Annotated in this window: 11 protein-coding genes; 7 read left to right on the plus strand and 4 right to left on the minus strand. The window is 66.8% G+C overall.

Going from position 1 to position 10,765, the window contains the following annotated elements:
* Positions 1-3: 3 nt before the first annotated feature.
* From GFY24_RS05685 to atzF, 4 genes are all read left to right on the plus strand, one after another.
* Complete coding sequence (locus tag GFY24_RS05685; protein ID WP_153803887.1) at positions 4-753, plus strand: DUF1989 domain-containing protein; 750 nt, start codon at positions 4-6, stop codon at positions 751-753.
* The gene (locus GFY24_RS05690; RefSeq protein ID WP_153803888.1) at positions 750-1,397 is read left to right on the plus strand and encodes an urea amidolyase associated protein UAAP2; all 648 of its coding nucleotides are present in this window, start codon (positions 750-752) and stop codon (positions 1,395-1,397) included. The genes GFY24_RS05685 and GFY24_RS05690 overlap by 4 nt, the downstream gene beginning before the upstream one ends.
* 191 nt (positions 1,398-1,588) lie before the next feature.
* Complete coding sequence (locus GFY24_RS05695) at positions 1,589-3,610, plus strand: 5-oxoprolinase/urea amidolyase family protein (protein ID WP_153804193.1); 2,022 nt, start codon at positions 1,589-1,591, stop codon at positions 3,608-3,610.
* Between the two features lie 27 nt (positions 3,611-3,637).
* Positions 3,638-5,260 carry an allophanate hydrolase gene (gene atzF, locus GFY24_RS05700; RefSeq protein ID WP_153803889.1) on the plus strand — a complete coding sequence of 541 codons (1,623 nt, stop codon included), beginning with the start codon at positions 3,638-3,640 and terminating at the stop codon, positions 5,258-5,260.
* Positions 5,261-5,266: 6 nt separating this feature from the next.
* Here atzF and GFY24_RS05705 read toward each other — a convergent pair whose 3' ends face one another.
* Positions 5,267-5,866 carry a bifunctional 2-polyprenyl-6-hydroxyphenol methylase/3-demethylubiquinol 3-O-methyltransferase UbiG gene (locus GFY24_RS05705; protein WP_153803890.1) on the minus strand — a complete coding sequence of 200 codons (600 nt, stop codon included), beginning with the start codon at positions 5,864-5,866 and terminating at the stop codon, positions 5,267-5,269.
* A 28-nt stretch (positions 5,867-5,894) separates the two neighbouring features.
* Entirely contained in the window at positions 5,895-6,368 is a 474-nt protein-coding gene (locus tag GFY24_RS05710; RefSeq protein ID WP_309230500.1) for a MarR family transcriptional regulator, read from the minus strand.
* Between the two features lie 110 nt (positions 6,369-6,478).
* Here GFY24_RS05710 and GFY24_RS05715 point away from each other — a divergent pair, with 110 nt between their 5' ends.
* Positions 6,479-7,606 (plus strand): GDSL-type esterase/lipase family protein, encoded by a 1,128-nt coding sequence (locus tag GFY24_RS05715; protein ID WP_228566012.1) that lies wholly within the window; start codon positions 6,479-6,481, stop codon positions 7,604-7,606.
* Here GFY24_RS05715 and GFY24_RS05720 read toward each other — a convergent pair whose 3' ends face one another.
* Positions 7,607-9,175 (minus strand): hypothetical protein, encoded by a 1,569-nt coding sequence (locus GFY24_RS05720; protein WP_153803892.1) that lies wholly within the window; start codon positions 9,173-9,175, stop codon positions 7,607-7,609.
* Positions 9,160-9,921 carry an ABC transporter ATP-binding protein gene (locus GFY24_RS05725; RefSeq protein ID WP_153803893.1) on the minus strand — a complete coding sequence of 254 codons (762 nt, stop codon included), beginning with the start codon at positions 9,919-9,921 and terminating at the stop codon, positions 9,160-9,162. The genes GFY24_RS05720 and GFY24_RS05725 overlap by 16 nt, the downstream gene beginning before the upstream one ends.
* Before the next feature lie 126 nt (positions 9,922-10,047).
* Between GFY24_RS05725 and GFY24_RS05730 the strand changes: the two genes are divergently transcribed.
* Both GFY24_RS05730 and GFY24_RS05735 read left to right on the plus strand, forming a co-directional pair.
* Positions 10,048-10,254 (plus strand): type II toxin-antitoxin system VapB family antitoxin, encoded by a 207-nt coding sequence (locus GFY24_RS05730; RefSeq protein WP_153803894.1) that lies wholly within the window; start codon positions 10,048-10,050, stop codon positions 10,252-10,254.
* Positions 10,245-10,691, plus strand: a complete 447-nt coding sequence (locus tag GFY24_RS05735; RefSeq protein ID WP_309230501.1) for a PIN domain nuclease — start codon at positions 10,245-10,247, stop codon at positions 10,689-10,691. The genes GFY24_RS05730 and GFY24_RS05735 overlap by 10 nt, the downstream gene beginning before the upstream one ends.
* Positions 10,692-10,765 lie beyond the last annotated feature (74 nt).

Raw genomic sequence — 10,765 nt, forward strand, 5'->3', positions numbered from 1 at the left:
TCGATGACGAATACCGCAGACACCTCGAGCGCCCGGGCGCATGCCCGGTCGCAGGCGGCCACCGCGATGGTGCGTGGACCGGAGCTTCCCGAGGGCATTGATTCGGCGAAAATCACTTTCGCACAGCGGATTCCGTCCGGCGGATACGCCAATGTGGTGCTCGGGCGCGGCACTCGCGTGCGCCTCGCGGATCCCGCGGGGGCCGCGTGTGCGCATCTGCTGCTGTTCCGCGCCGAATCACCCTGGGAGCGGCTCAATGTCGCCGATACCGTGAAGGTGCCGTGGCAGGCGTACCTGTCGGCGGGGCATCCGCTGCTCTCCGATCAGGGCCGGGTGCTGGCCACCGTGGTCGCGGATTCCTCCGGTAGACACGACACCCTGTGTGGCACTTCGGCACACGCCCGGGATCGGCTGCGCATGGCGGGGGTGAAGCAGGGGCTGGAGCCGCGCGATATCGCACAGACCATCTCCTTCTTCCGCGGGGTGCGGGTGGAGCGGGACGGCGGGCTCACCCCCACCGGTAGTGCGGGTGCGGGTGGCGCGGTGGAGCTGCTCATCCATCTGCCGGTAACGCTGCTCATCGCCAATGCGGAGCATCCGCTGGACCCCACGCCCACAACGGATCTCGATCTGGTGGCGTGGTCGGCTCCGGAAGAGCTTGCCCGGCAGTTCAATACCGACCCGGAATACCTGCGCGCGGTGGAGAACACCGAATCGGATTGGCAGGCACGCACTCTGGAGGCAATCGCATGAGCACTTCATCCGTCACCGCGTCCGACTCCGGCCCGTCCGCCCGCACCCTGGTGCTCGACGAGACCGTTCCCGCCCGCGCGCCCTGGTCGGCTGTGGTGCGCGCCGGAGATCAGCTGGAGATCATCGATCTGCACGGCAATCAGGCGGTGGACTGTCTGCTGTACGCGGCCGATGATCACACCGATCGCTACAGCGCCCAGGCCACCATTGCCGCACAACGCAATATCTTCCTGACCACCGGCAGCGTGTTGCTGACCGATGCCGGGACCGCGCTCATGACGGTGGTGGCCGATGAGGTCGGTAATCACGACACCGTCGCCGGGGCCTGCTCGCAGGAGTCCAATACGCTGCGCTACGGCCATCACACCCGCTACCAGCACGCCTGTGTGGAGAACTTCCTCGCCGAGGGTATGAAGTGGGGTCTGGGCAAGCGTGACCTGGTGTCGAATATCAACTGGTTCATGAATGTCCCGGTCGAGGCGGACGGCACGCTCGGCATCGTGGACGGACTCTCCGCCCCCGGTAAGAAGATCACCCTGCACGCCGAGATCGACACCCTCGTACTGATCTCCAACTGCCCGCAGATCAACAACCCCTGCAATGGCTTCGACCCCACCCCGGTCCGCATGGTGGTGACCGCATGACGCCCCTGCTACCCGAAGTCGTGGCGGTAGTCGCGGATTCCGCCACCGCGCCGGCTCCCGACGCAGCCGCACCCCCTGGCACCGCGCCGGGCCGGACGTCGGCCGCGAGCGTCGAGGTCGGTGCCGAGGCGCCGCGTACCTCGGCAGCGGTGCCGTCGGCGGCCCACATCGGCTCGGCCGCAGCGGCTTGCATGCGGGTGGAGCGGCCGGGAATGCAGACGACAGTGCAGGATTGGCCCGCACGGGTGGGGTATTGGCATGTGGGCGTGCCGCCATCCGGGCCGATGGATGATCTGTCGTTCCGGCTGGGAAATCGGGCGCTGGGGAATCCCGAGGGTGCCGCCGGGTTGGAGTGCACGCTGGGCGGACCGGCACTGCGGTTCGACGAGCCCACCTGGGTCTGCGTGACCGGCGCGCCGGTACCCGTCACTGTGAACGGCAAGCCCGTTCAGCAGTGGCGCAGCGTGCTCGTCCCAGCCGGTGGCGTTCTGGATGTCGGCATGGTGCGCGGCCCCGGGATGCGTTGCTACATCCTGGTCGCGGGTGGCATCGAGGTGCCCGAATATCTGGGCAGCCGTTCGACTTTCACCCTCGGAAAGTTCGGTGGCGGCACCGGCCGCGCACTGGCGAGCGGCGATGCGCTGGCACTCGGCATCCGCGCGCCGGGCCCGTCCGGCGACTCCACTCTCGGGACATTCGGCAACCCATCCCGAGGGTCGTCCTGCGGCAAGGTGAGCGTCGGCGTTCCCGGGAGCGATCAACCCGTCTTCACGCACCGCTGGGAGCTGGCGGTCACGGAAGGGCCGCATGGAGCGCCGGAGTTCTTCACGCGCAATGACTTCGACACGATTATCAGCACCGATTACGAGGTGCACTTCAACTCCGATCGGACCGGGGTGCGGCTGGTCGGGCCGAAGCCGCAGTGGGCGCGGCAGGATGGCGGAGAAGCCGGGCTGCACCCGTCGAATATCCATGACACGGCGTATTCCATTGGGGCACTGGACTTCACCGGCGATACGCCGATCCTGCTCGGGCCGGACGGGCCGAGTCTGGGTGGTTTCGTGTGTCCGGTCACCGTGGTGGCGGCGGATCGCTGGAAGCTGGGGCAGCTCACTCCCGGCGACAAGGTGCGGTTCGTTCCGGTGCGCGCGGACCGGGCCGCCTCGCTGCGCGAGTTGGGCGCCGCACGCCGGGCCGCCTGGCCGGTGGTGCTCTCCTCGGGCGGTGATGGCGATGACGGTGTTCTCGCCCGGCGCGAGGGCAGCGAGACCGCAGTCACCTACCGTCGAGCCGGCAATGACGGCATGCTCATCGAATACGGTGATATGACACTGGATTTGGAGCTGCGCGCCCGCGTCCACGCACTGCACCAGGCGCTGCTGGAGCGCGCCGAACCGGGCGTCACCGAGCTCACCCCGGGCGTGCGGTCGCTGCAGGTGCGCACCGATCCGGATCGGCTGCCGACCGCCGAGCTGTTGGATCTGCTCGGCGAGGTGGAGGCCGAACTGCCCTCCGCCGAGGACCTCGTGGTGCCCAGCCGCACGGTGTCGCTGCCGCTGTCCTGGGACGATCCCTCGACCCGGGAGGCGATCACCCGCTATATGCACGGTGTGCGCGCCGATGCCCCGTGGTGCCCGTGGAATATCGAATTCATCCGGCGGATGAACGGATTGCCCACGGTGGACGAGGTTTTCGACACCGTGTTCGCCGCCGAATACCTGGTGCTCGGGCTCGGCGATGTGTATTTGGGCGCACCGGTCGCCACCCCGACCGATCCGCGGCATCGACTGGTCACCACCAAGTACAACCCGGCCCGCACCTGGACGCCGGAGAATGCCGTCGGTATCGGCGGGGCGTACCTGTGTATCTACGGCATGGAGGGTCCGGGCGGCTATCAGTTCGTCGGGCGCACCACCCAGGTGTGGAATCACCGGTCCACCGGTATCGGTGAAGATCCTTGGCTGCTGCGGTATTTCGATCGCATCAGTTGGTATCCGGTGAGCGCCGAAGAGCTGGCGGACCTGCGCTCCGATGTGGCCGCCGGGCGCGGTGAACTGCGCGCACGGGATGGCGAGTTCAAGATCGCCGACTATCGCCGCTTCCTGGCCGACAATGCCGAAGCCATCGAATCGTTCCGCGCCAAGCAGGCGGAGGCTTTCTCAGCGGAACGCAATTCGTGGCGCGCGGCGGGCGAACTCACCGAAACCCCCTGAACTCGAAGCATATAGAGGAGATCGAGCATGTCCGTGTGGATCCACCGCCGCCCCGTATCCGAGGTTGCCGCCGAAATCGACTCCGCTACAGGCGCATTGGCGGGATTGCGGCTCGCGGTCAAGGACAATGTCGATGTGGCGGGCATACCGACAACCGCGGGCTGCCCGGACTTCGCCTATGTCCCGCAGGCGGACGCACCGGTGGTGGCCGCACTGCGCACGGCCGGTGCGGTGGTGGTTGGTAAAACGAATCTCGATCAGTTCGCGACGGGATTGGTGGGCACCCGCTCACCGTATGGCGCGGTGGAGAACGCGCTGCGGGCCGGATATGTCTCCGGCGGTTCGAGTTCCGGCTCGGCGGTGGCGGTGGCGCGCGGCGAGGCCGATATCGCCATCGGCACCGATACCGCCGGTTCGGGCCGGGTCCCGGCGGCACTGCACGGACTGGTGGGGATCAAGCCGACGGTGGGCGTGGTCTCCACCGAGGGCGTCGTGCCCGCCTGCCGATCGTATGACTGCGTGACAATCTTCGCCGCCACACTGGATCTCGCGAATCGAGCCATGGGGGTGATGGCGGCGGGAGCGCCGCGGCGCGCATGGCCCGCGGATGCGCGGCTGGCCGCACCACCCGCACCGGTGGTGGCGGTCTTCAATGACCTACCGGACCTCGATCCGTTGTGGCGCAGCGCTTTCGAGCACACGATCGCCAGCCTGCGCGAACGTGGCGCGACCATTGCCGAGATCGATCCGGAACCGTTCCTGGCCGCCGCCGAACTCCTCTACAACGGCGCCCTGGTGTCCGAAAGATACTCCGCCGTAGGCGAATTCGTAGACGCGCAACCTGCTTCGGTGGATCCCACCGTGGGTTCGATCATTCGCGCCGCCCGGGATATCCCCGCCCACCAATTGGTCACGGACCTGGCCGAATTGGAGCGACTGCGGGCCCGCGCCATGGCCGGCCTCGCGGGTGCGGACGTCCTGCTCACACCGACAGTTCCGGGCCATCCGACCATTGCCGAGGTGGCGGCCGATCCGGTCGGCGCGAACTCGCGCCTCGGTACCTACACGAACTTCTGCAACCTCTTCGACATGTGTGCGGTGGCGGTCCCGGCGGGCACCGCCGGTGACGCACAGTTCGGCGTGACCGTCCTGGCTCGCGCGTTCGAAGACGCCGTCGCCTACGACGTTGCGACTCTGATTGCCGGAGAACAGGATCCACCAGTGGCCCCGGCCTGGCCACTGACAGTCGCCCCGTCCCAGGAACTCATTGTCTTCGGCGCGCACCTGCGCGGTCAGCCCCTCGAACATCAGCTGACCACGCTCGGCGCGCGCTGGGCTGGTCCGGTGCACACCTCGGCGAACTATCGCCTGGCCGCTCTCGACACCACTCCGCCCAAACCCGCGGTGACCCGTCTCCCCGACGGCGAATCGGGCATTGCCGTGGCCGCCGAACGCTGGCTGCTCTCCCCCGCCGCGCTGGGCCGATTCCTGGCCCAACTCCCCGCTCCCATGCAATTGGGCGCGGTCGAACTCGAGGACGGCACCTGGAGCACCGGCTTCGGTTGCGCGGGCGCAGCCGCCGAATCAGCCAAGGACATAGGTGAATACGGCGGTTGGAAAGCCGCCCTGGCCGCGGGTGCGGTCGGCTGACGACCGCTACCTCGGCTTGGTCCAGGTGATCGAGTAGCGCCAGAAGAGGTGGCGGCGGTAGATACGCCCCGGGAGCATCAGGGACAGCTCACGAATGTCGGCGTAGGTGTGTGGCGGTGGCCAGACAATGGGCGAGGGGTGTTCCCAGCGTTTTCTGGTGAAGCGGAACCAGTTGTAGGCGATACCCGCGCCGAGTTCACGCGGAATATCCCTGGGCCAGTTCGGCATGGCGAGCCCGGTGAGCGCCAAAGTGCCACCGGGCCTGAGCAATTCGGCCATCCTGGTCAGGGCTGCGGCCGGGTCCATATGATGCAGGGTCGCCACCGAGACGATGCCGTCGAAGGACTCCGGTGCGAAGGGATGGGTCAGGAAATCCGCGCACAGGTAATCGATATCCGCCGGGCCCTGTGCGCGGGCCAGTTCGATACTGGGTTCGTGCAGGTCTATCCCAGTGGCGTGTGGAATCCGTTGGCGCAGACGGCGAGTGAGCATGCCCTCGCCGCAGCCGACATCCAATACCGCGTCCGCGCCGGCGACAGCATCGACCAGTATGCCGTGATATTGGATGTTGGTATTCCAGCGGTCGGCATCCGGAATCTCGCTCATATCCCGAGCCTAGCGACGGCACGCGGGTTCAGTCCGAGATGTGGGTGGCCTCGGGATTCGCGGTATCGCGAATGACACGCAGTGCCGCGGTGAGCGCCTCGAGTTGTGCGGGCTCGAAAAGCCCGGTGAACCACTGCTCCACGCCCGCCAGATAGGCGGGCAGCACGCGGGCCACGCGGGTGGCTCCGGCAGCGGTGAGGACCGCGTACGAACTGCGCCGGTCACCCGGATCGGCTTCGCGGCGAACGAATCCATTGCGTTCGAGTCGATCCACCAGGCGGGTGACACCGCTGGTGGACAGCTTCGTCTGCACCGCCAGATCGGTCATGCGGAGTTTGCGCCCGGGCGAACGACTGAGGCGTATCAGGGCATTCAGATCGAGACCGGAGAGTCCGTAGCTCTTCCAGGTCGGTTCGAGCCGGGCGAGCAGACCGTCGTGCGCCTCGTAGAGCAGGCCGACTGCGGTGAGGCGGGGGTCGTCGAAGAGATGCTTGGGATCCACGCCGAGCAGCGTAAACCAGATGACTGCATTGGGGATAGTTGACACGCGGAACAAATCTTGTATGTTGTTGTCATCGCAATAGTCCGCACTGCAACAAAATGGAGGACACCATGAGTACACCGCGTTGGGTGGCGAGTTTCCGTGCACCACTGGTGAATCCGGGCGAGCAGATCCGGTTGGCCGAGCCGCGCGGATTCGACGCAGAGACCCTCCGCCAGGTAGTGCGAGTCGCCGGAGCCGGATCGCGGCTGCGGGTGCGGCTGACCAATCGCTACTCCGAACAGGACCTCACAATCGGCGCGGCACGCATCGCATTCGCGAAGGCGGGTCCGGAGATCGTCGCCGAGACCGATACCGTGCTGCGGTTCGACGGCGCGGAGCAGGTGCGGATTCCGGCCGGAGCCGACCTGATCAGCGATCCCGTCGAACTATCGGTCGCCGCGGGAGATGAGCTGGCACTCAGCCTGTATCTGCCGGAGCCGACCGGATTCGCGGCCTTCGCGCATCTGCCCGCACAGCCGGGCTGGATTACGCCGGGCGACCGCACCGGCGATGCCACCTGGTCCGAGGCGGACGAGACCGGGTCACGTTTCTTCCTCACCGGAATTGATGTACTGACCGAGGCCGATGCCCCGGTGCTGGTCGCCTTCGGTGACTCGTGGTTCGAGGGCGTCGGCTCCACGCCGGGTGCGAATCGCCGGTCGGTGGATGTGCTGAATGAAAAGCTGCCCAAGGGGTGGGTGGTGAATCAGGGCATCGGCGGAAACCGTTTGCTCACAGATGAAGTCGGCGAGCACGGCCTGTCCAGGTTCGAACGGGACGTGCTCGCGGTGCCCGGGGTGGCGGGGGTTTGGGCCAACTTCGGCATCAATGATCTGATCGTGGGCGGGACGACTCCGGCCGAGCAGCTCATCGCGGGGTATGTCGAGCTGGCTCGGCTGGCGCACGCGGCGGGTCTGCCGATCTACGCCGATACCATCGGGCCGTTCGCGGGCGTGATCTACCCGGATTTGAGTGTGGCAGAGGGTGTTCGGGTGCGCCGCGAGGTGAACGAGTGGCTGCGCGGCACCGACATATTCGACGCGGTCTTCGATATCGCCGCGGCAGTACAGGATTCGGAGACCGGTGATTTCATTCGCGCCGAATTCGACAGCGGCGACGGCCTGCACCTCAATGACGACGGTCATCGGGCCATGGCCGGCGCGGTCGATATCGCCCTTCTGACGGCGCACCGCTGATCAACGCGGTTTGACCTCGGCCATGAGCTCGGGGCCGCGGGCTTCGAGTCGAGTGCCGGCGAGGCGGATTCCGAGGGTCGCGGCCAACCCGCCGATCAGCAGGCCGACCGGTAGTGCCGCCCATTGCACGAACGGATTGTGCAGTGCCGCACCGACTATCAGAATCAGCAGCACCGGCAGGGATATCAGCAACTGTCCCAGGCCGACGGTCAGCTGCATGAGCAGTTTCGCGCACCCCGGGTTACCACTACCCGCGAACGGGTTACCGCGTTGCGGCGGAAGCGAATACGCCGCGTGCGTGGACAGGAACATCACCGCCGCCACCCCGACGCCGAGCAGCACCGGCAGGGTGCACAGCACCCACGGATAGGCCCGCGCCTGCCCGAGTACACCGGGCAGGATGAGCGCTGCCAGCAGGGCCACCGGGGCGACGAGCAGCAACCAGGCAATGGCGCGGCCCCGCACATCGGCGCGGGCCGCGCCCGGGGTGACGATGGTCTGCCAGACCGAGGTGCCGTCGAAGCCGTAGAGATTGGTGGAGCCCATCGCGGCCATCCACACCACGAAAGCGCCCGAGTAGGCGATGGTTCCGCTGCCCTTGTTCTGGAACGACAGGAAGGCGGGCAGCGCGAATCCGACCAGCAGCAGGGGTAGCAGGGCGGCGCGGCGGCGGCCGTCCCGCCACCAGGTGCGCAGCTCCTTGGCGACCACGGCTCCGACCGGGGTGGCGGGGAGGAAACGGTCGAGCAGCCCGGCACCACCGTCGAGTACTTGTCCCGCCGGGGCGGGTGGCAGGGTGAGGCGGCGGCGCAGCAGTATTGCCCACATCTGCCACAGCGCGAGCGCGAGGGTCGCCAACCCTGCCAGCGGGAGCAGCGTCCACAAGGTATCGCCGCGCACCGCCGATTCGACCGCGTAGGGAGCCCAGCCCGACGGTACGGACCGCAGCGTGGCGGGCAGCGCGCCACCCGAATTCTCCAGTGCCGGACCGAGATTGGTGATCAACAGATTCAGTGGGTAGTAGGCGAGCCCGAGCAGAGCCGCCAGCAGCACACCCAGATCCCGGCCCCGCCGCGACCGCATGGCCGCACCGAGCCAGGCGACCATCACCCGCGACAGCAACACCACGAAGATCAGTTGCAGCACCACGCCGACGAGCGCGATCAGTACGGGCACAACACCTTTCGGCGCTGCGAGAATGATCAACCCGCTGAACGCGAGCAGATTGATGACGGCGGCGGGACCGGCGAACGCCGCGGCGGCCAGTCCATACGCCAGCTGCCGATCCGTCAGGGGCAGCAGCCGAAACTGCTCCGGCTGCAAGGTCTCATCACTACTGCCGGTGAGTATCGGCCCGCATATCCACCCGAGTGTCCACCCCGCGAAAAGTGCTGCCGCGATGGTGATCCCACCGTGCACGGTCTCATGCCCGAATCCGATGATCACCGCCGTGATCAATGCGGCGATGAGCCCGAACAGACTCCCCACCCAGAAATTCAGCGCCGCCCGCCCCTCCCGCATGGCTCTGGCGGTGAGCCGCAACCGCATTCGAATCAGGACGCCAACCATGACAGCCCCTCCTCGCCACCCACATGCCCGCCGACCAACCGCACGAACGCCTCCTCCAGCGTCCCCTCCCCGCGCACCTCGGCCACGGTCCCACCCGCAACAACCTTGCCCCGGTTGATCACCACCACCCGATCGCAAAGGTTCTCGACCAGCGCCATCACATGGCTGGACAGCACCACCGACCCGCCCGCCGTCACGAACCGCTGGAGAATAGTCCGAATAGTCCCCGCCGACACCGGATCCACCGCCTCGAACGGCTCATCGAGAACAAGCAGTTTCGGCGCATGCAAAAGCGCGGTAGCCAACCCGATCTTCTTCCGCATCCCCGCCGAATAATCCACCACCACAGTGTTTTCCGCGCCAGTCAGCTCGAGCACGCTGAGCAACTCCTCAGCCCGCTCCCCCACCATCCCCTTATCCATCCCCCGCAAAAGTCCCGTGTAAGTGAGCAATTCACGCCCGGTCAACCGCTCCGGCAGCGCCAACCCATCGGGCAGCACTCCCACCACGGTCTTCGCCGCCACCGGATCCGCCCAAACGTCATTCCCGAATATCCGAGCCACCCCATGATCCGGCCGCAACAACCCCACGGCCATGGACAAGGTCGTGGTCTTGCCCGCGCCATTGGGCCCAACCAGCCCGAAGAACGATCCGGGAGGCACCGCGAGGCTGACCCCCTCCACAACCCAAGGCCCCCCGAACGCCTTGAACAACCCACCCAGCTCCAGCGCCCACTCCCCGGCCATAAACCCCTCCTACCGCAGAGACAAGTCCTTGTCCCACGATACGGACCAGCCCACGCACTGGTTCGAACCTTGACCCGGTACCGGCAGATATATACTGCGATAGATAGTTTATATATAGGAGGCGCGATGACGAAGCGGCTGATCGAGATCGACGATGACCTACTGGCCTCGGCCCAACGAGAGCTAGGCACGAACGGAGTGTCCGACACCGTTCGAGCGGCACTTCGCACCGCAGCCGCCGTAGGGGCGCGTGCTCGCGAGATCGAGTGGCTGACCGATGGCGGTCTGGAATCCATGGCCGACCCCGAGCAGAGAGGTCAGGTGTGGCGCTGACCGCACGATTCCTCATCGACACCAGCGCCGCGGCACGCATGCGTCACCCGGCCGTAGCGCACGAACTCATTCCCCTCATCGAGGCCGGGCTCGTCGCGACATGCGCGACTCTCGACGCCGAGGCCCTCTACAGCGCTCGCAACCACACCGACTACGAGCAGATCAGATCCCGCCGCCGCGACGCCTACGAATATCTCCCCACCGATGACGAACACTGGCAGCGCGCCTTCGCAATTCAACGCGAACTGGCCCACACCGCCCGCCACCGAGCCGTGGGCGTCCCCGATCTGCTGACCGCGGTCTTGGCCGCGGAACACCGCCTCGTCCTGATCCACTACGACGCGGACTTCGAAACCGTCTCTTCTGTAATAGATCTCAACCACCGCTGGGTAGCGCCCCGAGGCAGCCTTGAAATACCCGCCCAGCCAAACGGCTGAGGGTGAGACGTGCATGTCGCGGCGCAGACCACTTCTCGGGGTTCACCTGCGCCGTGACATGCACGTCGATACCT

Origin of the sequence: Nocardia sp. SYP-A9097 (assembly GCF_009649815.1) — a bacterium.
Classification (GTDB): domain Bacteria; phylum Actinomycetota; class Actinomycetes; order Mycobacteriales; family Mycobacteriaceae; genus Nocardia.